We start from the raw sequence: 22,734 nt of genomic DNA, 5'->3' as shown, positions 1-22,734 counted from the left end.
CGCTCAGGCGTCCTCCGCGTCCAGGACGTGCACGGACGGCTCGTGGCGGATGGGGAAGGCCACCGAGCGGGCGATGAAGCACACGGCGTGCACCTCGCCGTGCAGGGCTCGGGCCTTGTCCGTCATGGCCGGGTCCGCCACCGTCACCTCGGGGCGCAGGACGACCTCGGTGATCCGGCCGCCGCCTCCGGTCTCGTCCATCGTCATCACACCATGGGCGTGGTCCTCGTAGTCGACGACGACCACGCCCGCGGTGGCGCACAGGTGGAGGTACCAGAGCATGTGGCACTGGGCGACCGAGGCGACGAGCAGTTCCTCGGGGTTCCAGCGCGCGGGGTCGCCGCGGAAGGCGGGGTCGGCGGAGGCCGCGATCGGGGGCTTTCCGGCGGCGAGGACCTCGTGGTCGCGACTGTAGACGCGGTAATCGGCCGTGCCCGGGCCGAGGTCGCCGGTCCATTCGACCGCGATGTCGTACGTGTGGGTGTCGGCCATGTTCACACCCTAGGCGGCCGGACGCCGCACCGTCCCGGCGGGCCTCGGCGTGCGGGGCCCGCCGACAGCGGCGTGGTGGGTCAGCCGGCCGCCCGGCGGTCCGCTTGCGTACCGGCACCGGTCTGCGGTGCCGTCGGCCGGGGCAGGCGGTCGGCCAGGACGCGGCCGATGGCGGCGAGCGGCCCGGGCTGGGTCATGTTGTTGTGCGTGGATTCCACGTGGTGGTTGTCGATGGCACCGATGACGTACGGAGTCCACAGGTCGACGGTGGGCGAGTCGGGGCCGCGGCCGAGGTCGGCGGTGAAGAACAGCACGTCGCCGTGGTAGCGGGCGGGGAAGAAGGAGCGCTGCAACCGCGCGTTGTTGCTGAAGATCTCGGCGAACGAGGCGAGATGGCGTTCCTCCAGGTTGGCCAGGACGCTGCCCGCCCTGCGCAGGATCTCGATGACGGTGGCGCCTTCACGCCGTACGACGTCGTGGACGCCGTCCTGCTCCAGCTGGGCGTTGCCGAGGTCGTCGAAGTCGCAACCAGCCACTTCCAGAAGGGTGTTGAGGGCCATCCGTTCGTCGGGCGCGTAGCCGTCGTCCCAGAAGCCGGAGGGGTAGGAGTCGAGCATCGCGAGGAACGCGACCTCCTCGCCCTCCGCCTGAAGGCGCGTCGCCATGGCGAAGGCGACCGTTCCGCCGAACGACCAGCCGAGCAGGTGGTACGGGCCGTGCGGCTGGACGGCGCGCACTTCGGTGAGGAACCGCTCCGCGAGATCCTCCACGCTCTCGGCCGGGTCGCCGCCCGCGCCGAGCACCGGCGACTGGAGTCCGTAGATCGGCACGTCCGGGCCGAGATGCCGCATCAGGCCGGAGTAGCACCAGCTCAGGCCCCCGGCGGGGTGCATGCAGAACAGCGGGGGCCGGCTGCCGCCCGCGCGCAGCGGGAGCAGCACGTCGAAGGCGTCGTCGCGGGTGTCGACGTTCAGGCGTGACCCGAGGGCGGCGACGGTGGGCGCCTCGAACAGCGCGCGCAGGCCCAGTTGGACGCCGAGGGCGTCGCGGATCCGGCCGATGAGGCGGGCGGCGAGCAGCGAGTGGCCGCCGAGGTCGAAGAAGTCGTCGTCGACGCCGACCCTGGGCAGGTCCAGCACCTCGGCGAACAGGGCGCACAGGATCTCCTCCTGCGGGCTGCGCGGCGCCCGTCCGCCGCCGCCTGGCCCGGTCGCGGCCGGGCTGGGCAGCGCCGTGCGATCCAACTTGCCGTTGGCGGTCAGCGGCAGCCGGGCCAGTGTGACGACGCGCGCGGGGACGAGGTGTGCGGGCAGCCGGGCCGCAAGACGTTGCCTCGCGTCGCCCGGGACGCCCGGGCCGCCGTCGGCGGCGACCGCGTAGCCGACGAGCCGGTCGTCGCGTACGGCCGCCGCGGCGTGGGAAACACCGGGCAGCACCGTCAGGGCCGCCTCGATCTCTCCCAACTCGACCCGGTAGCCGCGCAGTTTGACCTGGGTGTCGGCTCGTCCGGCGAACTCCAGCTCCCCGTCGGCACGCCAGCGCGCGAGGTCGCCGGTACGGTACATGCGGCTGCCGGGGGCGCCGTGCGGATCGGCCACGAAGCGCGAGGCGGTCAGGCCCGGCCGTCCGAGGTAGCCGCGCGCGAGTCCGGCGCCCGCGACGTACAGTTCGCCGACCGTGCCGACGGGCATCGGCCGCAGCGCCGCGTCGAGGACGTAGGCCCGCGTTCCGGGGAACGGGCGGCCGATGGGAACGGCGCCCTCGGGCAGCGGCGCGTCCGGCGGGAGGCGGTACTGGGCGCAGTTGACGGTCGCCTCGGTGGGGCCGTAGGCGTTGATCACCGTGACGTCGGGGTGGGCGCGGCGCCACTCGCGCAGTGCCGTGCCGCGCAGTTCCTCGCCGCCGAGCACGAGCGTGCCGTGGGGGGACCGGTCGGCGGGCAGTGCGGTGAGCAGCGGGAGGTGGCTCGGGGTCGCCTTGAGGAACGTCACCGGGGTGGCGCCGGGCAGGCCCTCCACGCCGTCCTCCAGCGCGGCGAGCTGCACGACTCCGCCGCTCACCAGGGGCCCCAGCAGCGCGGTGACGGTCAGGTCGAAGGAGAACGAGGTGTGGAGCAGGGTGGCTCCGCGCAGGTCCGGGTAGGCCTGGCGGCACCAGGTCAGGTAGTCGGCGACGGCACGGTGCTCCACGACGACACCCTTGGGGACGCCGGTGGAGCCGCTGGTGTAGACGACGTAGGCGGCGTCCTCGGGGGCCGGTGACGTCAACGCGTCTGCCTCGCGCGGGAGTTCGGGACCGGCCACCCGTCCGTGACCGTCGAGCACCAGGTGCCGCGGACCCGACTCGCTGCGTGGAGGCGCCACGCTCGCGGTGGTGAGCAACAACGTGGCACCGCTGTCCGACAGCATGAACTCGCGCCGCTCGGCGGGGTAGTCGAGGTCGATCGGGAGGTAGGCGGCTCCGGACTTGAGGACCGCGAGCAGGCCGACGACGAGTTCGGCGGACCGCGGCAGGGCGATGCCGACGATCCGGCCCGGGCCCGCGCCGCGCGCGGTCAGCGCCCTGGCCAGCCGTTCCGCGCGGGCGTCGAGCTGCCGGTAGGTCATCACGGCGTCGTGCGCCACGACGGCGGTGGCGTTCGGCGTACGGCGCTTCTGCTCGCCGAACAGCAAGGGGAAGGTGAGGCGCGGCGCGCTACGGACCGTACCGGCGAACTCGCCCAGCACCAGGCGTCGTTCGTCCTCGCCCAGCGTTTCGACACGGCCCAGCGGCGTGTCGGCGGCGGTCGCGGCGACGGTGTCGAGGAAGGCGGTGAACCGCCTTTCGTGGGCGGCGAGTTCGTCCTCGTCGTAGAGCGCGGGATTGGCGTTGAAGTTGATGCGCAGCCCGGCGCCGTCCGGCTCCTCGTAGACGACGATGGCAAGGTCCTCGACGGGACCGTTGGACAGGTTGTGCGCGGTGGTGCGGTGGCCCCCGAAGGCCAGGGCCTCGTCGACCGGCATGATGTTGACGACGGGACCGAACAGGCGGCGGTCGGCCGTGGCGCGGCTCAGGTCGCGGCGGATGTCCTCGGTGCGGTACCGCTGGTGCCGCAGCGCCTGGCGGCTGGTCGCCGACACCTCCTTGACGAGTTCGCCGAGCGTGGTCGCCGGGCTGGTCGGCAGTCGCAGCGGCAGCACGTTCGCCGTCATTGCCGGTGTCGTGCGGGCGGCCAGGGTCTTGCGGGCGGTGACCGGCAGGCCGAGCGTCACCTCGGGCGCTCCGGTGAGCCGGTGGGTGTACGCGGCGACCGCGGCGATGATCAGCGCCGGGCGTCCGACCTTCAGGGCGCGGGCGGCGGTCCGCAGGCGGTCGGCCGCTTCGGGTGCCACGGTCGCGGTGCGCCGCAGGAAGGCGTGCGACATCCTGGCGTCCCGCCTGGCGAGCCCCACCGGCGGCTCCTGACCGGCGAGTTGGGCCGTCCAGTACGCGCGGTCCTCGGTGAACGCCTCGTCCGCGCGGTAGGCCAGGTCCTCGTCGAGCAGTCGCCGGGACGAGCCCAGCGCTCCGGAGGCCGAGGGCTCACCGGCGAGCAGGGCGTCGTAGACCTCGGCGGCGCGCCGTACGAACAGGGCGCCGCCGTAGCCGTCCATCACGATGTGGTGGCCGCGCTGGTACCACAGCCAGTGGGCGTCACCGGCCCGGAAGAGGGCGAAGGCGAAGAGCGGCCCGTCGGTCAGCCCGACCGGGGTCGCCATGTCGGCCCGCATCCACGCCTCGGCCGCCGCGACGGGATCCGGCTCGCCGCTCACGTCGATCACGGGCAGGGGGACGTCGGCGTCGTATGCCGTGAGTTGCCGTGGTCCCGCGTCGGTCTCCACGAAGCGCACGTGCAGCGCGTCGGCCTCCTCGTACGTCATCCGCACCGCGCGGTCGAAGAGCACCGGGTCGACGGGGCCGTGGATCTCCAGCCAGTCCGCGGTGTTGTAGATCGGGTTGGCCGGGTCGACCTGCTGGGCGAACCAGACCCCGGCCTGGGCCGCGGTCAGCGGCCGCGACGGCTCCCCGTCGCCGTGGACGTCGGTACGGGCGCCCTGGACATCGGTCATGCTGAGAACTCCCCCTGGAGACACGGCTCTTGCATCGCCTAGGGGTTCGAGCCTCGTGGGCCGGGATGGAACGGGGTCGGAGGGGCGGTGGAGCCCGGCGCGAGGGGTTCGGCGAGGGCCGTCGCGACCTGGGAAGGGGCGATCAGGCGTGGGGTGAGCCGGAGTCGAGAGGGGCGGGCGAGACTGGCCGACCGGGCCACGCGGTGACGACCGACCGCGGCAGCCCGTTCCCGTAGACCGGCGACAGCAGCGAAGAGGGCCTCTTGATGACCGCAACGCAGACGGTGCCGCAGGCCGTGCACGACTTCCCCTTCGCGGACATGAGCGGCCCGGACCCGGCCCCCGCCCTGGCGCGGATCGCGGGCGCGCAGCCGGTCGCCCGGATCACCACGCCGACCGGGGTCACCGCCTGGCTGCTCAGCCGGCCGGAGGACGTGCGCGCGATGCTGGCCGATCCCCGGTTCAGTCGGGCCGCCTACGTCGCGGATCCGTCGGCACAGGTCTTCGAGATCCCGCAGGTGTCCGGTGGCATGGCGGCGGCCGACGGCGCGGACCACGCCAGGCTGCGCAGGCTGGTGGCGTCCGCGTTCACCACCCGGCGGGTCGAGGACGTGCGGCCCTTCGCGCGCGACCGGGTCGGTGCGCTGCTCGACGAGGTGGCCGGGACCGGGGCGCCCGCCGACCTGGTGCCGTTGCTGGCGACCCCGCTGCCGGTGATGGCGGTGTGCCAGTGGATCGGCGTGCCGTACGCGGACCGCCAGGAGTTCTTCGGCGGAACGGAGACGCTGCTGAACGTCTCCGCGTACTCGGCCCAGGAGGTCGCACAGCGGCGTGGGCGGATGGTCGGCTACCTCGTCTCGTTGCTGGAACGCAAGCGTCGTGAGCCCGGCGACGACCTGCTGAGCGCGCTGGCCGCGGTCTGCGAGGAGGGCGAACGGCTCACCCCGGAGGAACTGGTCGGCCTCGCGGTCTTCCTGCTGGGCGCGGGCCTGGAGACCACCGCACAGCAGATATGCGTGAACCTGCTGGTGTTGCTGCGGGAGCGCGAGCAGTGGGACCTGCTGGTGGCCGAGCCCGACCGGGTGCCCGACGCCGTGGAGGAACTGCTGCGGTACGCGCCCACCGTGCCCGGGGCGCTGCCGCGGCTCGCCACCGAGGACGTGGTGATCGGCGGTGTGACGGTCCGCGCCGGGGAGGTCGTGATGGCGGCCCTGGCGACGCCCAACCGCCGGGCGGCGGGCGTCGACCGGCCCGACGCGGTGGACGTGACCCGGCCGGCGCCCTCGCACCTGGCGTTCGGCCACGGCATGCACCGCTGCCTCGGGGCCCCGCTCGCGCGGGTGGTGTTGCAGGAAGCCCTGTGGGGACTGGTGCGCCGCTTCCCCGGACTGCGACTGGCCGTGCCGGACGCCGACATCGCGTGGCGCGAGGGCCATGCGGCGCGCGGACCGGTACGGCTGCCGGTGACCTGGTAGGCGGTCACCCCGGCGGTGACGGCACGGTGCGCTAGGGTGATCGGCCGAACGCGCGATGAACTCACCGACACCGCGCGATGAGTCCACCGGCACGAGGAGGCGTCCGTGACCCGAGCCGGGTTCGGGTGGCTCCGGGTGCCGGTCGGGGACGAGGCGGTGCGGTGGGCCACGCGGGGCCTGTGCCGACGCGTTCTTTTCGTGGTGCACAACGTCACGTCGGCGACGCGCCTTCTGGACGTACTGCCGTTGTTCCGCGACGACTTCCGCGTTCAGCTGCTCGCGACGTGCACGGGGTCCTCGCCCTTCCAGGGCGGTGTCGGGGAATTGCTCGCCGCCGTCGGAGTGCCGGTTCTTCCGTGGGAGCAGGCGCTGGACACACCGGTGGACCTGGCGATCTCGGCGAGCCTCGGAGGCCAACTCCATTCCCTACGAGGGAAGTTGGCGGTGCTTTCGCACGGAATTGGATATAATAAAAGGCTGGCAACGCCGGAAGCCGGAAGCCGGAAGCCGGAAGCCGGAAGCCGGAAGCCGGAAGCCGGAAGCCGGAAGCCGGAAGCCGGAAGCCGGAAGCCGGAAGCCGGAAGCCGGAAGCCGGAAGCCGGTCTTCGGGCTTTCGCCTGACTGGTTGCTCACCCCCGAAGGCGACCCGGTGGCGGACGCGTTCGTCCTCTCCCATCCCGAGCAGCTGGACCGCCTGCGTGCGGCCTGTCCCGAGGCCGCTCCCGCCGCTGTCCTCGCCGGGGACCCGTGCTTCGACCGCATGCTCGCCGCGCGTTGCCACCGGGACCGCTTCCGCCGGGCGCTCGGGGTCCACGACGGTCAGCGCCTGGTGGTGCTCAACTCGACCTGGAACCCTGATTCGCTCTTCGGCGACGGCGGTGCCGAGGACCTGCTGCCCGCGCTCCTCCCCCGCCTGGTCTCCGAACTCCCCCTGGACGAGTACCGGTTGGCCGCCGTCCTGCATCCCAACATCTGGCAGGGGCACGGGCCGGGCCAGGTCCGCGCGTGGACGGACCGGGCGCGGCGTGCCGGTCTGGCGCTGGTGGACCCGCTCGAAGGCTGGCGTCAGGCCGTGATCGCCGCCGACGTGGTGATCGGCGACTTCGGCAGCGTCTCGTACTACGCGGCGGCGCTCGGCACGCCGGTGCTGGTCGGGACCGCTTCACACCACACGCTCGACGAGGACTCCCCCGTGGCGGCGTTCGTCCGTGAGGCACCGCGGCTCGACGCGTACGGGCCGCTGGAGAAGCAGCTGGCCACGGTGATCGCCTCCCATCGGCCGTTGCGTGGGCCGGCCGAGTTCACCACGTCGGCGCCGGGCGAGTCGGCGGCACTCCTGCGCCGCGCCTTCTACGAGCTGGCCGGACTCGACGAACCCACCGGGCCCGCGCTGCTGGACCCGCTGCCGTTGCCGCCGTACGAACCGCGTGTGTGCACCGCCCCGGTGCGGGTGGTGACGCGGGTGGCGGCGAACGGGGTCTCGGTGACCCGGTACGCCGATCCGCGCCACGAGCCCGACGGCGCGTCCGGGTACGTGCACACGGCGGTCCACGAGGACACCCTCGACCCCGGAGTGCTTTCCCACGCGGATGTGATTCACCGTCAGGGCCCCGGTGACGACCCCCGGTTGGAGGGCCCGGAGGCCTGGGCGGTGCGGACGCTGGCGCGGTTTCCGCACTGCTCGGTCGCGGCGTACGTGACCGGTCCCACCGAGTGTGTGGTGCGTACCCGCGACGGCGTGACGCTCCGGCTCACCGGGGAGCCGGGCGGCGGCGATCCCACCGCGTGGGTGTCCGCGCTGCACGGCGCCCGGGCCGAAGGCCGTACGGCGCGGGAGCTGGTGGCGACCGGGCTCGTCGTCGTGACGGGCTCGGCCGCGCACACCGTGTCGGTCAGCCCCCCGCGCTGACGCACGCCGCGCACAGCACCGTCAGCCTCCGGCGCTGACGCAAGCCGCGCGCAGAGCCTTGAGGCGGGCGACGTGGTAGCCGGCGCGTTGGGCGGCGAGGGTGGCGATCGCCTCGTCGAGGAGGGGGACGGCCGCCGCGTAGTCCTGGGCGTCGAGTTCGATCTCGGCGAGATCGGTCAGCGTCCGTCCGGCGTTGTACGGGTCGTGGCCGTCGCCGCGGAAGTACTCCAGCGCTTCCCGGCCCAGGTCACGCGCTTCCCGGCGGCGGCCGAGACCGCGCAGGGCGCGGCCGCGGTGGCGTCGCAGCAGGGCCCTGGCCCGGGGCAGGTCCGCGTGGCCCTCGTCGTCCGGGCCGACGCCGTCGAGGGTGTCGGCCGCTTCCTCGAAGAGGCCGAGGGCCTGTTCGTGGCGCCACTGCCGTAACCGCAGCAGGCCGAGGGTCTCCAACGCCGTCGCCTGTCCGCGCAGATGGCCCGCGACGCGCTCCGCCCGGGCCGCGGTGCGCAGTTCAGCGGACGCGTCGCCGTACTCCCGACGCTCCATCAGGGCCAGAGCGAGCTGGGTGTGCAGGCGCCCGGCGACGCGCGAGTCCGGGTCGAGGCGGTCGGCGGCCCGGGCCCCGACGCGGAGCGCGGGCATGACCTGGTCGTGGCGACCGGCCCGCAACTGGGCGGCCCACATGGCTTCGCACAGCTGCCAGGCGGTGGCCGGGTCCTCCAACTCGTCCGCCGCGCGCACCGCTTCGACCAGGACGTCGAGCTCGTCGACCAGAGCGGTGAGCGCGGCGCTCTGGTCGTCGCCGTACGGCCCCGGTGGCAGGGAGGTGTAGAGCGGTCCGAGCCACCAGCGGTCGGGGTGGGCCGAGCGGTCCGCGGTGACGGCGAACCCCAGCAGCCACGCCGTCATCCTGCGGACGGCTCCGGCGCAGGCCGCGATGCCCTCCTCGCGCAGGGCGAGGCCTTCGGCGTGCCGCCGCACACTGGGCCGGTAGGCGTAGCGAACGCCGTCGGTGGTGTCCAGTAGCCGGTGTCCGGCGAGTCGCGCCAGGAGGTCGGCGGCCTCGGCCTCCGGAACGTTCAGCGCCGCGCCCGCCGGCCCGGCGGTGATCCACGGCCAGGGCCGTACCGCGAGCAGCCGGTAGGCGCGGGCGGCCTCGGGCGGAAGGCCGCGGTAGAGGTCGTGAACGGCGTCCCGTACCGGATCGCGGTCGGCGTCGTCCGCGACGGGCTCCCCCGCCGTTGCGAACTGCTGGGCTGTCGGGGGCAGTTCGGCCAGCCGGGGTGCCAGCGCCCGGAGGGCGAAGGGCGAACCCGCGCAGCGCGCGAGCGCCGAGGGAAGCACCGGGCGGGCGGCCGTGACGGCGGGCTTGCCCGCGACGCCGGTCAGCAGGCGCAGCGCGTCGCGTTCGGTCAGCGGCCCGAGCGGTACGGCGAGCAGGTCCAGTCCGGCGAGGGGCCTGCGGGCCACCACGACGGTGAACACTCCCGGCGCGGCGGTCAGGAGCGGCTTGACCTGTGCCGCGGAGTGGGCGTGGTCGAGGACGACCAGCAGCCGCCGTTCGGCGACTTCGGCGCGGAAGCGGTCGGCGCGGTCGGCCGTCGTCGGGGGGATCTCGGCGTCGGCGACACCCAGTTTGCGCAGGAAGTGGGCGAGCACGGTGGCGGCGTCGGACGCGGTGTCCGGTGAGAGGCCGCGCAGGTCCGCGTACAGTCTGCCGTCGGGGAAGCGGCGTGGCTCCCGCCATCCCCACTGGACGGCGAGCGCGCTGGTGCCGATGCCCGAGGGCCCGTGCAGCAGTATCGCGCGGGGGCTGCCGTCGAACTCGCGGCCGTACTCCTGGTCCAGCGTCTTGAGGGGGTCGCGGCGGTCGGTGAAGAACCGGTCGGCGAGCGGCAGCAGTTGGGGTGCGGCCGCGCCGGGGACGCTGCGGGGGACGCCGCTGGCGAAGACCTGCCAGGCGCCGGCGAGCGCGGGCTCGCGGCGGATGCCGTCGTGGACGACGCGGGCGACGGCCACGCGCTGGTCGGCGTCGGTGGGTGCCTGCACCTCCCGGCCCGCGATGCGGCGGATCAGGACGCCCGCCGATTCCCACGCGGCCTTCCCGGCCTCGTTGGCCAGCCCACCGCCCACTGCCCCGAGCACCGTGGTGATCGCCGTCAGCGATGCAGGGTCCACCATGTGCCGCCCCCCACTTCTCGTACCGGTCCGTCGGCCACGGGTCGGCCCACCGCTTCCCGCGCACGCCCACCGTATCGGCAACGGCCGTGTCCCTCAGCCGCATCCGGTCGGCTCGCCGGAGCCCGCCGCCTCGGCCCTGGACCGGGGCCCGACCCGCCCTCGACGGCCGCGGCACGGGCTTCAGGTCGAGCCTCGTCACACCCAAGGAAAACCGGTCGCTCAGCCGGGTGACCTGCGTTCGGACCCGGAACCAGACAGTTTCCGTGCGGCCCTGCGCCGCGTCCGGGACAGCCCGAGGCGGGCGGAGTGGCGCCTTCCATGGCCTGTACATCATTTCCGCGGGCCGGTAAGGGGTGGCTTGATCCTTTCTTCCTTCCGTCGGGTGGCGACGAAGCCATTTGTCGTCACAGAGCAGCCACAGGCATCGTGTTCGATTGCCCGAGGCAATCTATCGACCGAGGCAGGAGCCCCCCGATGTCCGATGCCGCCGACGATTTCCGCACCTACGTGGAGGAGACTCTCGACGCCCTGGAGGCCGACCCGGGGCGGGAGGCGCTGGTCCACGAGGGGCGGCGGGTCACCGCGGGTGAGTTCCGTGATCTGGTCCACCGGATGGCCCGTGCGCTGCGGGCCAGGGGCCTCGGACGCGGTGACACCGTGACGCTGCTGTGCGGGAACCTGCCGGAGACCATCGCGGCCCGCTACGCGGCGAACCTCGTGGGATGCCGGGTCAACCACCTCTACAACAAGCTGTCGGCGGACGTCCAGGCCGCCATCGTGCGTGACGTGGAGACGCGGGCGCTGATCGTCGACCCGCGGTACGCGGAGCGCGCGGCCGAGGTGACGCAGCAGGCGCCGGTCGCCGACGTGCTCGTGCTGGGCACCGCGAAGAACGGGACGGACCTGCTGGAGCTGGCGTCGCAGCAGTCCGCCGAACCGCTGGCCGGTATCGCCGAGCAGGACGACATCTGCATCATCCGCCACACCGGCGGCACGACCGGCCATCCCAAGGGCATCTGCACCACCTTCGCGCACATGAACGGCTGGCGCGGTCGGCTCGGTGAGGACCGTGAGGGGCAGCACCGGCAGCTGGTGTGCACCACGCTCGCGCACGCGGCGGGCTATCTCGCCGACACCACCCTCCAGTCCGGTGGCGTCGTGGTGTTGCTGGAGGACTTCGACGCCGCCTCGGCACTGGCGACGATCGAGCGCGAGCGCATCACCCACCTGTTCCTTCTGCCGCCGCTGCTCTACCAGTTGATGGACCACCCCGACGCGGCGGCCACCGACACCTCCAGCCTCGTCAGCGTGGTCTACGGCGGCTGCCAGGCGTCGCCCACCCGGATCGTCGACGCGGTGCGCAGGTTCGGGCCGGTGCTGATGCAGTTCTACGGGCAGAACGAGGCCGGTGGCATCAGTGTGCTGCCCGCCGACGAGCACGACCCGGACCGACCGGAGCGGCTGCGTACGGCCGGGCGGGTACTGGAAGGCGTCGAGGTCGCCATCCGCGACCCGTCCGGACGCGACCTGCCGACCGGCGAGCACGGTGAGATCTGCGTGCGTTCGTCGCAGATCATGGCGGGTTACTGGAAGCAGCCCGAGCTGACCGCCGAGGTCCTGCGGGACGGCTGGCTGCACACCGGGGACGTCGGCTACCTGGACGACGAGGGCTACCTGACGATCGTCGACCGGATCAAGGACATGATCGTGGTGGTCGGCGGGCACGTGTACACCACGGAGTTGGAGGACCTGATCAACGCCCATCCGCAGGTGCGGCAGAGCGCCGTCTTCGGGGTCCGGGACGCCGACCACATGGAACGCGTGCACGCCGCCGTGGTCCGTGTGCCGGGCGCCGACCTCGACGCCGACGGCCTGCGGGCCTGGGTGCGTGCCGAGCGCGGCGCGATGTACGAACCGGAGCGGGTGACGTTCGTGGACGCCCTTCCGCTCACGGACGCGGGCAAGCCGGACAAGAAGGAGCTGCGGCGGCGCGACGAGGCGGCCGCGCGTACCGTGTCCTGAGGCGGCCCCGCCGTCTCGCGTCCCGAGCGTCCCGCAACCCCGCCGCCTCGTGTCTCCGGCGGCCTTCGACTCGCGGGGCCCGGGCTCGGATCCCGCGGGGGCACGGCCGGGCGGTCCGTCTTGTCGGCACGGACCGCCCGGCCAGGCGCCCAACTCCGTTGCCATGGCGGGCTGAGCGCCGCGGCCGCGTCGTCACCACCACTCGAGACCCGCGTGTGCCCGGCGCAGGCCCTCCGTGCTGACCAGGACGACCAGCAGGCCCGCCACGAAGGCCAGCGCCGCGAGCGCGCTCACCTCGTGGGCCACCGGCAGGAACGCCAGGCACAGCACGGCGGCCCCCAGTTGGAGTACGGAGGGGGCCCGGGTGCTCAGGCGCTGGATGGCGGGCCCCGCCGCCAGGTACGCGCACGTACCCCCGTACAGCGCGACCAGGGCGCTCCACGGCAGCGGGGCGTGCAGGTCGGGGTGGTCGGGGGTGCGCTGGAGCACGTCGATGACCTCCTCCAGGCCGAGGGCGATGTAGACCACTCCGGCGATCAGGAGGAAGTGGAGCAGCCCGTAGGCCCTGCGGGCGAAGCGCGTGCGGTCGCTGCCGTGCAGCACACTCAGCCGCCGGGCGGCCGGCGGTCCGACGAAGTCGAAGTAGAGCCACCACAGGCACACCGCCAGCACGATGCAGTACACGCCGGTCTCGATCACGGGCAGGCTCAGCGCGACATGCCGGCCCTCCTGGTTGACCGAGACGCCGTCGCCCACTGAGATCATCAGCTCCCCGATGGCGATGATGAGGATCAGTCCGTGCCGTTCCGCGAAGTGCGCGGCGTTCGGTACCGGCCACCCGCGATCCGCCGGAACGAGCCGCGGCATCAGCCAGTCCGCCACCGCGGCCAGCGTCCACAGCACGAGCTGCGAGGTGCCCGCCCGCTCCGCGCCGACCAGCAGGGCCGCACTGGTGACCGCCATGCGCACCGCCGAACGCCTTACGTAGGCGAGGAGTTGGGGGTCGTCGTCGGCGATGTGGAAGGCGAGGAGGCAGTAGACGACGCGGTTGGCGATGATGCCGTACACGAACACCAGCGGCGCGTACAGGCCGCCCGGCGCGTCGCTCCATGCCTCGCGGATCGCCAGCGCCGTGATGAACATGGCCGCCATCCCGGCGGTGAAGCCCATCTTGACCACGGCCGTGTCGCCCCGCGCCTGGTTGCCCAGCGCGGCGTACGCGGCCCACACCCACCACAGCAGGGTGAGGATGACCAGGCCCTGGCCCAGTTGGGCCGTGCTCTGGCGGTGGACCAGGAAGGACGAGATCTGGGAGAACGCGAAGACGAAGACCAGGTCGAAGAGCAGCTCGATGGAGGTCGCCCGGTGGCCCGCGAAGCCACGGTCCGCCGGAAGGATCCGGTCGGCCCCGCCGCCACCGGGACCGCGCGTCCTCCGCCCACCGAGGCCACCGCCCTCCCGGCCGATCCCGCCGCGCCCATTGCCCTCGCTCACCGACACATCGGCGAGAATAGGACATACACCCCACGGAACGGCGTTGCGGGCGCTCGGCGGTGACGGCACGTTATGCGGTGAAGGACCTGCGCGCGGGCCAGGGCTGCGGGACATCGGGCCGGACGAGCCGCTGCTGCCGTGGGTGACGTTCCGCAGTGCTCCATCGGGGGCCGGTGCCGCTCGGTCTGCTCCGGGAGTCGCGCCCGGATTCCTGACCAGCGGCGGCGCCCCGGCGCCGTGGCCTTCGCGTCAAAGCCTCAGCTCATGGCGTCAACGTCGCGTCAGGGCTCGGCGCACCCTCCGGACCAGCGGGAATAGCGTCAGTAGTGCGCTCGGGCCGCGCCTGACGGCTCGCGCCGACGACCTTCCGCGAGGAGAAATCCCATGACCGAGCACCTGTGCGACGACGACCCGGAGCCCTCGGAACGCGTCCCGGCCGGGCGACTGTACGTGCCCGTCCGGCCGGGGCCCGCCGGTTGCACCGCCCGTCTGTTCCGCACGCCGCTGGGCGGCCGAACCGCGGTCGGCTTCACGACGCGCGAGCGGCTCGCCGACACCCTCGGCTCCGCGCAGGCGTGCGTCACGCTCGCCGAGCCCGCGCTGCGCGCCCTGACCGAACCGCTCGGCGTGTCGGAGGTCGTCGTCGACCCGCGGTTCTCCGCGCCGCCGACCACCGCGGCGACCGGCGACGCGCACGCGTTCTGGCGGGACTGGGATCCCCGCATGGTCGGTGTCATCCGCGTCACGGGGGCCGCGGCGCTGATCGACGCCGTCGCGCTGTGGATCGGCTGAGGAGGAAGTGGCGATGAGTGTGCAGTTGGTGGAACCCCGCGCCGAAGGGCGGCTGAACGACGCGGAGTCGGCCCTGTGGCCCGCCTCCGCTCGTCCGACGCCGCACGGCGGCCTCAGCGTGGGCGGCGTCGAACTCGCCGAGATGGCCGAGCAGTTCGGCACGCCCTCCTACGTCCTCGACGAGGCCGAAGTGCGGGCCCGCTGTCGGCGCTACCGCGCCGTGTTCCGGGGCGCGGAGGTCGCCTACGCGGCAAAGGCGTTCCTGTGCCGGGCGATGGTGCGCTGGATCGACGAGGAGGGGCTGTCGCTGGACGTGTGTTCGGCCGGGGAGCTCGAACTCGCCGTCACCAGCGGCTTCCCGCCGGAGCGCGTCATCATGCACGGCAACGCCAAGAGCCCCGGTGACCTGCGTGCGGCGCTACGGCTCGGGGTGGGCCGGATCGTCGTGGACAGCACGAGCGAGATCGCCCGGCTGGCCGCCGAGGTGCCGTCGGGCAGCCGCCAGAAGGTGCTGCTGCGTGTCACACCGGGCATCGGGGCGGGCGGCCACGCCGCGGTCCGCACCGGCACCGCCGACCAGAAGTTCGGCGTGCCCATCGCGGACGGCTCGGCGTCGCACGCCGCGGCACGCATCCTGGGCCAGCCCCGGCTGCTGCTGACCGGTCTCCACTGCCACCTGGGTTCGCAGATCGACTCGGTCAAGCCGTATCCACTGGCGGCCCGCCGGGTGGTGGGGTTGATGGCCCGCATCAGGGAGCAGCACGGTGTCAGCCTGCCCGAGCTGAACATGGGCGGCGGGCACTCCATCGCCTACCGCCCGGGGGAACGGCCGCTGGACATCGCGGTGTTGGCGTCCCGGCTGGGCGTGGAGGTGCACCGCAGCTGCTCCGCCGCCGGTCTGCCCGCGCCCCGCCTGACGGTGGAGCCCGGCCGCGCGATCGCGGGCCCCGCGGGCGTGGTGCTGTACCGCGTACTGGCGGTCAAGCACAACGGCAGACATGTCTTCGTCGCGGTCGACGGCGGGATGAGCGACAACCCCAGGCCCGCGCTGTACGGGGTCAGGTACGCGCCGCGGCTCGTCGGCCGCGCCTGCGGCGACCGGACGATGACGGCCACCGTGGTGGGCCGGCACTGCGAGGCGGGCGACGTGATCGCGGGCGACGTCCGGCTCCCGGCCGACACCCGCCCCGGCGATCTGATCGCCGTACCGGCGGCGGGCGCGTACCACCTGTCGATGGCGTCGGCCTACAACCTGGTCGGCCGGCCGCCCGTGGTCGCCGTCCACGGCGGTCGTTCCCGGCTGCTGGTCCGGCGCGAGTCGCTGGCGGACCTCAGCAGCCGCGACGTCGGACTCTGACCGCGTCGCAAGGACGCGGGCCGAGGGCGCCCTCGGCCCGCAACACGACTGGGGACGCGCCGAGTTCGGTGACATCTGTGGTCCGGCCATCGCTTCTGGCAGGCTGGGACCATGAGCATGAGTACGGGAACTGTGCTTCTCTACGCCTGCGCCGCGGCCGTCGTCGTCCCGGGCATGCGCGTCCTGGTGGCGGCGACGGCGCCCACCGAGCAGGTCGCCGGCCCCCAACTGGTCCGCCGGATCTGGCAGCGCCCGCTGCCGGTCGTCGCCTCGGTCCTGGTGGTCCTCATGGCGGCGATGGCCGTCGTGCAGACCATCGCGCCCGCCGTCCTGCACCACCTGGAGCGGGTCCCCGACGGGCCGTGGTGGCGGGCGCCGAGCGCGCTGCTGGTCGAGTCGTCGGGCTGGATCCAGATCCTGTTCAACCTGGCCGCCCTGATCGCCGTGGCCCCGGTGGCCGAGCGGCTGTTCGGGTCGGTGCGCATGCTCCTCGTCTACCTGGTGAGCGGGGTCGCCGCGCAGGCCGTCAGCCTGGCGAGCTGGAGCAAGCACGGCGCCGGCAACTCGGTGGCCATCTGCGGCCTGGTCGGCGCCCTGGCCGTCGTCTATGCCCTGCGCGGCCCCGACGCCGCGCTGCGCAAACTGGCCCTGCTGGTGCCGCTCGCCGGGATCGTGCTGTGCGCGATCACCAACAACCACGGCGTGGGCGTCCTGGTGGGTTGTGTGCTCGGCGTCGGGCTGGCCCTGTGGGAGGGTGCGGTCGATCTGGAGGCCTGGTCCACGGCGCGGCCCGGAGAGCCGGAGGAGCCTGCGGCACGCCTGCCGGGGTGAGAGGGCTGCGGGCGGGAGCGTCCGGCAGCCCTCTCACCTCCCGCCGGGCGTTCCCCCGCCCGGAAGGACACTCGTCACAGCGGTCACGTAGGCGCTGAACTCGGCTGTCCTCCTGCCCCTGTTGGCGCGCGAGAGATCGCCGCGCGCGAAGAACGCCTTGCGCTGCGCCGTACTGATCTCCAACTGGACGCCGCCACCGCGCGCGTTGCGGTTGCAGATGTTGCGGGGGTTGCTCGCGTCGATGTCGGACCCCGCGAGGGCGACGGCGAAGCCCGCTGCCGACAGGGCCTGCCCGATCGCGTCGCGCAGTGCCTCGTCACGGCCGCCGAGGTAGGTGACGGGCGCCTCGCCACCGGCGCCGTGCCAAGACACGACGTGCTCGGCTTCGCGGACCATGGCCAGCGCCTTCGGCTCGTCGAAGCGCGTCGAGGTCAGGTGCAGCGCGGCGTTGCCGGTGCTGCGCAACGCCTCCAGCGAGTAGAAGTGGTCGGCCCGACCGGCGGCGGCGTCGGCGAGTTCCGTGGTCCCCGGTTCGATACCGCCGCCGTGTATCGCCAGATGGAGCAGGGTGGAGCCCGGCGCGCTGCGCCACACCCTGCGGAATTCGACGCCTTCGGCCCGGCGCGCGGCCAGGTCGGCCCAGCAGGTCGGGGAAGCGGGAGCCATGGATCACGTCCGTGGAGGTGGAAGGAGGTGGAAGGAAAATCGGGCAAGGCTACCGGGCGTCGCGAACGCGCGAACCACCAGGCGCCGCGAACGCCAGGCGCCGCGAACACCAAGCGCCACGAACGCCAACCCCCACGAACGCCAAGCTCGCGAAAGCGCGACCGCGCCTCAGCCCGCGGGCGAAGCCCCGCAGGTGGGCGCGTCGGGCGGTGCTGACGCCTTGAGCTTGTCCCACACCGTTCCCAGCGCCTCGATGTCCGCGTCGTCGAGGCGGTCGTCGAAGACCTCCGCCAGCGTCTCGCGCCGGGTCGCGTCGGCCTCGGCGAACGCCCGACGCCCCGCCTGGGTCAGCCCGACCCGCACCGAGCGCGCGTCAGTCGGCGACGGCATGCGCTCGACCAGCCCGCGGGCCTGGAGGGCGTCGACGACCCGGGAGACCTGACTGCGGCTGAGCAGGGTCTTCTCCCCCAGGTCGGAGGCGGCGACCGGCTCGACCTGGACGCTGAGCCAGAGCATGACCTCGAACCACGACAGGGGCAGGTCGTGGGCGCGCGCCAGGGCGCGGTCGACGCGCGCGGTCAGGGTCGTACTGGCCCACACCAGCCCGTAGAAGGCGTGGTCGCGGGCGGTGAGCTCTCCCAGGGTGAGGTCCGTGCGTGCCATGCCGACCACTGTAGCGGGTTGCGTGTGCGCGCACGGAAGTCGTACGGTGTGTGTGCACGCACAGATGTGAAACCGTCCTCGCGCCTCTCACCAGAAATGAGCAACGCCATGCCTTCCTCCGCCTCCCCCACCCCCAAGGTCGTCCTGATCACCGGCACCTCCACCGGCATCGGCCTGGCCGCCGCGGTCGCCGCCGCGCAGGCGGGCTGGACGGTCGTCGCCACCCTGCGCGATCCGGCCCGGTCCGGCGCGCTGCGTGAGGCCGCGACCGCCGCGGGCGTCGCCGAGCGCGTCCACGTCAAACGACTCGACGTGACCGACCGCGATGCGATCACCGCCTGCCTGGACGAGGTGATCGCCGAGCACGGTCACCTGGACGCGGTCGTCAACAACGCGGGCGCCGGAGCGGTCGGCACGGTCGAACGCGTCGGCACCGAGCTGTTCCGCACGGCGATGGAGGTCAACTTCTTCGGCGTGGTGGAGCTGACCGGCGCGGCCATGCCGCTGCTGCGCGCCACCGGAGGCCGGGTCATCACGGTCACCAGCGTGGGCGGGATCGTCGGCCAGCCGTTCAACGAGGCCTACTGCGCGGCCAAGTTCGCCGCCGAAGGCTTCATGGAGTCCCTGGCTCCGGTGGCGGCCGCCGTGGGAGTGAGCGTCTCGGTGATCGAACCGGGCGCCGTGGCAAGCGAGTTCGTCGCCAACCTGGACATCGACGTCCCCGCCCTGCTCGAGGCGGCCGGTCCGTACGCGCCGTCGCTCAAGGGCTATCTCGACCACGTGATGGCGTCCTTCGAGGGCGCGCAGTCCTCGGCGGACGCCGCGGCGGCGGTCGTCGAGGTGCTCACCGCCGAGCGGCCGCCGTTCCGCGCGCAGACCTCCGCCGAGGCCCGCGACCTCGTCGCCCCCAAGCTGGCCGACCTCGACGGCTCGCGCGTCCAGCAGCTGACGGCTTCCTGGCTGAGCTGATCCGTCACGCACTGGCGAGGCCGAAGTGGGGCCGAAGTGGCGCCCGGGTGACGTGGATCGCCGGTTACCAGGACGGGTCAGGGTTGTTGCGGTCCGGTCACAGAAGCCGTCCATCCTGTCTGCGGGTGACGCGCCCGCATTCCGGGCGAACGGGGATCCGGTTCACCCACGACCACTCCTCAGGTAAGGACACCATATGCGTCGCATATTGGCCTTGACGGCCGTAACCGCCGCAGCAACCGTGGGCCTGGGCGTCACGTCCGCCCAGGCCGCCACGCCCCACCAGGCGGTCTCCGCGCCGCGCTGCGACACCAGCGGACTGCGCGTCACCGTGCAGAACGCACCGGGACAGGCGGGGATGAGCCACGATGGCGTGTTCCTGCGCTTCACCAACACCAGCGGTCACACCTGTCTGCTGCGTGGCTACCCGGGCCTCGGCCTCCAGGACTCCGCCCACAAGACGCTCAAGTCCGACGTCACGTGGGGCTCGACGTACTTCGACCCGACGCCGGGCGTGCGCACCCTCACCCTCAAGCCGGGCGCCGACGCCTGGGCCGATCTGTCGTGGGCCACCGCGTACCCGCAGATCACCCACTCCAGCTACCTGGTCGTCACGCCGCCCAACGCCCGTACGTACAAGACGGTGGCGTTCAAGGAGCCGGTCGGTGCCGGCCGGCTGTCGGTCACCGCGCTCTCGCTGACCAAGCCGAGTTCCTGACGCCTCGTCACCGTGGGGCGCGTGTCACGCGTGCCCCACGGTGCCCGCTCCCGTACCGCGACGCTCGCGGCGACCGAAGGCCATGAGAGAGTTCCGGTCATTCCGCGCACACCACCGCAGTACGGTCCGCCCCGCGCACTAGCCTCGGCTCACGCGGTGGGACGCGGCCTACGGGGGGTCGGAAATGAGTGGCCGAAGACGTACGGCGGACGCGCACGGTCTCGTCGGGCGCGGGAGCGAACTGCGCCGGTTGCAGCGGGCGTTCGCCTGCCTGGGCGAGGGTCGGTCGGTCCTGATGGAGATCACCGGTGAGCCCGGGATGGGCAAGACCCGGCTGCTGGACGAACTCGCCAGGATCGCCCGGTGCGGCGGGGCCACCGTGGTCGCCGGGCGGTGCAGCGAGTACGAACGGGCCCGTCCTTTCTCGGCGTTCGCCGCGTTCCTCGACGGCGAGGCGTCCCCACCGCCCCCGGGCTCGCTTCCCGGGCTCGAACGTGGCCGGTTCCACCGGGAGATGGCGGAACGGCTCGACGGACTCGGTGGCGGCGGCCCGGTGGTCGTCGTCCTCGACGACCTGCACTGGGCGGACAACGGCTCGCTGGAACTGCTCCGGCACATCCTGCGCGGCACGCCCGCCCGGCCGTTGATGATCGCTGTGGCCCACCGGCCGCGCCAGACGGGCGAGTTGCTGGTCGACGCCCTGGCCGGGACCTCCGCCGCCTTCCACCGGGAGCGCATCGTGCCCCGGCCGCTGTCGGAGGAGGACGTGGCCGCGCTCGCCCGCTTCCTCGGCGCCTTCTGCCCGCCCGGGCTGCACGCCCGCTGCGAGGGCAATCCGCTGTACGCCCGGGCCCTGATGACCGCGGGGCCCGAGGGCCTGCGGGCCGCGGACGGGCACGGAGAGGCGGACGGCCCGCCCGGCGACGTGGCCGACGCGGTCGCGCAGGTGCTGCTCGCGGAGGCCCGCGCGCTCGACCCGGCGCCGCTGGCGGTGCTGCGCACGGCCGCCGTCGTCGGCGACCCCTTCGACCCGGAGTTCGTGAGCGGGCTCGCCCACGCCGAGGCGCCCGACGCGGCGGCGCTGCTGGACGGGCTGCGGGAACGCGACCTGGTGCGCCCAGAGCCCTCCGGCGGCCGGCTGCTGTGCTTCCGGCACCCCGTGCTGCGTCACGCCGTCTACCAGGACGCGGGCCCCGGCTGGCGGCTGGTCACCCATCGGCGGATCGTCGCCGCGCTGGCGGAACGCGGAGCGCCCGCGACCGCGCTCGCCCCGCACGTCGCGCGCAGCGCCGCGCCCGGCGACCGGGAGGCGGCGGCGGTACTGGTCCGGGCGGCCCGTTCGGTGCTCACCAGCGTTCCGGCGTCGGCCGCGCACTGGCTCAGCCGCGCGCTGCCCCTGCTCCCGGAAGAGGAGTCCGAGGCGCGGTGCGAGCTGTCGCTGCTGCTGGCGCACGCCTGCGCGGCGGCCGGTGACCTCGAACGCGGGCGGCGCATCCTGCACGATCTGCTGGCGGCGCTGCCGTCCGATGCACCGCATCGGGCGGCAGCGTTGCGGCTGCTGTCGCTGGTCGACCGGATGCAGGGCAAGTACGAGGAGGGTGCCGCCGTGCTCCACGAGGAGTCGCGGCGCGGTGGCCCCGACCTGCCGTCGGTGCTGGCGCTGCGGGCGTCCTGCGAGGTGCTGGCGGGACGGCACCAGGCGGTCGGCCACGTGCGGCGGGCGGTGCGGGCGGCCGCCGACGGATCCGTCGCCGACGAGGCGCGGCTGCTCGCACTGGGCACCCGGGCCCTCGTCGAGGCCTGCCGGGGCAGCGTTCCGCACGCCCTTGAAGCCGCGCGGCAGGCCACCGGGCTGCTGTCCGGCCGCTCCGACGAGGAGCTTGCGCCGCTGCTGGACTGTCTGGGTCAACTCGGTTGGGCGCAGGTGCTGTTGGAGCAGCCCGGGCGGGCGAGTGAACACTTCACCCGGGGGCTGCGGGCCGCGGAACGCACCGGGCAGAGTCATCTGTCGACGTATCTGCTCGTCGGCCAGATCCTCGCCGTCCTGCGCCTCGGTGACGTGCGCGCGGCCCTGCGCGCCGCCGACGAGGCGGAGGAGCGCAGCCGCCTGCTGCGCAGTGATCCGATGCTGGCGTTCGCGTTGTCGATGCGGGCCGGGGCGCTGCTGTGGCGGGACGGTCCCGCGGGGGCGGCTGCGGTGGCGGAGCAGGCGGTGCGGCTGGGCGGCCGGGGCCGTGGCTGGTGGACGGGGGTCGCCCGGCGGATCCTGGCCCGGGTCAGGCTGCTGGAGGGCGACGCGCTGGAGGCGTTGCGGATCCTGGACGACGCGGGCGGTGGCCCGGGAATGCCGGGGGTCGACGTGTGCGCCCTGCCGATGTGGCTCGCCGTGCAGGCGGAGGCGCTGATGCTGCTCGGACGGCCGCACGAGGCGGAGCCCCTGGTACGGGAGGCGCTGACGCGGGCGGCCGCTGTCGCGCTGCCCGCCCAGCGGGGGCACGCGCTGGCCGCACGGGCGGAACTGCTGCTGCGCACCGGCGATCCGGTCGGCGCGGCCTCGGTCGCGCGGTGGGCGGCGGCGACGTTCGAGCGCTGCGGCCAGCCGCTGGAGGAGGCGCGCTGCCGACTGCTGGCCGCCGAGGCGCGGGCCGCCTCGGGAAGGGTGGGGGCGGCGCGGACGGAGCTGTCGCGGGCCTGGACCATCGGCGACGCCGGGGGCGCCCGGAGCCTGGCCGACCGGGCGGCGTACCGCTACGGCCAGTTGAGCCCGTCGAGCACGGCGGACGTCCGCCCGCCCGCCGCCGCGACCCCGCCGGGCGAGCGGGTGCGCCCGGCGGGCCTGACGCACCGAGAGCACGACGTGGTCACGCTGGTGCGCTCAGGTCTGACCAACGCGCAGGTGGCGGACCGGCTGCACGTGACCGTCAAGGCGGTCGAGGCGCATCTGACCCGGGCCTACCGCAAGCTCGGGGTGACGTCTCGCTCCGCTCTCGTGGCGATGGGCACGCACGAGATCTCCGGCGACGGCACGACGACAGCGCCAGGCGCCGCGCGCACGCCGTGAGGCGGCTCGGGGTGACGTC

16 protein-coding genes are annotated in these 22,734 nt (G+C 73.7%); 10 read left to right on the top strand and 6 right to left on the bottom strand.

All coding sequences use genetic code 11. The annotated features are described in order from the left end of the window. Positions 1–3: 3 nt before the first annotated feature. Both K7472_RS01915 and K7472_RS01910 read right to left on the bottom strand, forming a co-directional pair. Entirely contained in the window at positions 4–492 is a 489-nt protein-coding gene (locus tag K7472_RS01915; protein WP_222973274.1) for an OsmC family protein, read from the bottom strand. Positions 493–572: 80 nt separating this feature from the next. Then, positions 573–4,580 carry a non-ribosomal peptide synthetase gene (locus K7472_RS01910; RefSeq protein WP_222973272.1) on the bottom strand — a complete coding sequence of 1,336 codons (4,008 nt, stop codon included), beginning with the start codon at positions 4,578–4,580 and terminating at the stop codon, positions 573–575. A gap of 266 nt (positions 4,581–4,846) precedes the next feature. Between K7472_RS01910 and K7472_RS01905 the strand changes: the two genes are divergently transcribed. The 3 genes from K7472_RS01905 (at position 4,847) to K7472_RS01900 (ending at position 7,964) form a co-directional block, all read left to right on the top strand. Further along, complete coding sequence (locus tag K7472_RS01905; protein ID WP_222973270.1) at positions 4,847–6,055, top strand: cytochrome P450; 1,209 nt, start codon at positions 4,847–4,849, stop codon at positions 6,053–6,055. Positions 6,056–6,160: 105 nt separating this feature from the next. Continuing rightward, positions 6,161–6,676 (top strand): hypothetical protein, encoded by a 516-nt coding sequence (locus K7472_RS32390; protein WP_252394917.1) that lies wholly within the window; start codon positions 6,161–6,163, stop codon positions 6,674–6,676. Between the two features lie 4 nt (positions 6,677–6,680). After that, entirely contained in the window at positions 6,681–7,964 is a 1,284-nt protein-coding gene (locus K7472_RS01900) for a CDP-glycerol glycerophosphotransferase family protein (RefSeq protein WP_252394916.1), read from the top strand. A gap of 21 nt (positions 7,965–7,985) precedes the next feature. Here K7472_RS01900 and K7472_RS01895 read toward each other — a convergent pair whose 3' ends face one another. Next, positions 7,986–10,142, bottom strand: a complete 2,157-nt coding sequence (locus K7472_RS01895) for a P-loop NTPase family protein (protein WP_222973267.1) — start codon at positions 10,140–10,142, stop codon at positions 7,986–7,988. 474 nt (positions 10,143–10,616) lie between these two features. Between K7472_RS01895 and K7472_RS01890 the strand changes: the two genes are divergently transcribed. Further along, entirely contained in the window at positions 10,617–12,164 is a 1,548-nt protein-coding gene (locus tag K7472_RS01890; RefSeq protein WP_222973265.1) for an AMP-binding protein, read from the top strand. A gap of 192 nt (positions 12,165–12,356) precedes the next feature. Here K7472_RS01890 and K7472_RS01885 read toward each other — a convergent pair whose 3' ends face one another. Further along, positions 12,357–13,658 (bottom strand): low temperature requirement protein A, encoded by a 1,302-nt coding sequence (locus tag K7472_RS01885; RefSeq protein WP_222973264.1) that lies wholly within the window; start codon positions 13,656–13,658, stop codon positions 12,357–12,359. A 384-nt stretch (positions 13,659–14,042) separates the two neighbouring features. Here K7472_RS01885 and K7472_RS01880 point away from each other — a divergent pair, with 384 nt between their 5' ends. The 3 genes from K7472_RS01880 (at position 14,043) to K7472_RS01870 (ending at position 16,638) form a co-directional block, all read left to right on the top strand. After that, positions 14,043–14,450 carry an SAV_915 family protein gene (locus tag K7472_RS01880; RefSeq protein WP_222973263.1) on the top strand — a complete coding sequence of 136 codons (408 nt, stop codon included), beginning with the start codon at positions 14,043–14,045 and terminating at the stop codon, positions 14,448–14,450. A gap of 13 nt (positions 14,451–14,463) precedes the next feature. After that, positions 14,464–15,807 (top strand): diaminopimelate decarboxylase, encoded by a 1,344-nt coding sequence (lysA, locus tag K7472_RS01875; protein WP_222973262.1) that lies wholly within the window; start codon positions 14,464–14,466, stop codon positions 15,805–15,807. Between the two features lie 117 nt (positions 15,808–15,924). After that, positions 15,925–16,638 carry a rhomboid family intramembrane serine protease gene (locus tag K7472_RS01870; protein WP_222973261.1) on the top strand — a complete coding sequence of 238 codons (714 nt, stop codon included), beginning with the start codon at positions 15,925–15,927 and terminating at the stop codon, positions 16,636–16,638. 33 nt (positions 16,639–16,671) lie between these two features. Here K7472_RS01870 and K7472_RS01865 read toward each other — a convergent pair whose 3' ends face one another. Together K7472_RS01865 and K7472_RS01860 are read right to left on the bottom strand one after the other, a co-directional pair. Further along, the gene (locus K7472_RS01865; RefSeq protein WP_222973259.1) at positions 16,672–17,304 is read right to left on the bottom strand and encodes a poly-gamma-glutamate hydrolase family protein; all 633 of its coding nucleotides are present in this window, start codon (positions 17,302–17,304) and stop codon (positions 16,672–16,674) included. Positions 17,305–17,472: 168 nt separating this feature from the next. Beyond that, positions 17,473–17,967, bottom strand: a complete 495-nt coding sequence (locus tag K7472_RS01860; protein WP_222973257.1) for a MarR family winged helix-turn-helix transcriptional regulator — start codon at positions 17,965–17,967, stop codon at positions 17,473–17,475. A gap of 108 nt (positions 17,968–18,075) precedes the next feature. Between K7472_RS01860 and K7472_RS01855 the strand changes: the two genes are divergently transcribed. The 3 genes from K7472_RS01855 to K7472_RS01845 all read left to right on the top strand — a co-directional run bounded on the left by K7472_RS01855 (position 18,076) and on the right by K7472_RS01845 (position 22,715). After that, entirely contained in the window at positions 18,076–18,936 is an 861-nt protein-coding gene (locus K7472_RS01855) for an SDR family NAD(P)-dependent oxidoreductase (RefSeq protein ID WP_252394914.1), read from the top strand. 214 nt (positions 18,937–19,150) lie between these two features. Continuing rightward, the gene (locus K7472_RS01850) at positions 19,151–19,654 is read left to right on the top strand and encodes a DUF4232 domain-containing protein (protein WP_222973255.1); all 504 of its coding nucleotides are present in this window, start codon (positions 19,151–19,153) and stop codon (positions 19,652–19,654) included. A gap of 184 nt (positions 19,655–19,838) precedes the next feature. Next, positions 19,839–22,715, top strand: a complete 2,877-nt coding sequence (locus K7472_RS01845; RefSeq protein ID WP_222973254.1) for a helix-turn-helix transcriptional regulator — start codon at positions 19,839–19,841, stop codon at positions 22,713–22,715. Positions 22,716–22,734: the final 19 nt, after the last annotated feature.

The sequence above is a fragment of the Streptantibioticus parmotrematis genome, from assembly GCF_019890615.1.
GTDB classification, from domain to species: domain Bacteria; phylum Actinomycetota; class Actinomycetes; order Streptomycetales; family Streptomycetaceae; genus Streptantibioticus_D; species Streptantibioticus_D parmotrematis.
Note: the sequence above shows the minus strand (reverse complement) of the source record. Positions and strands in the feature narration are given on the sequence as shown.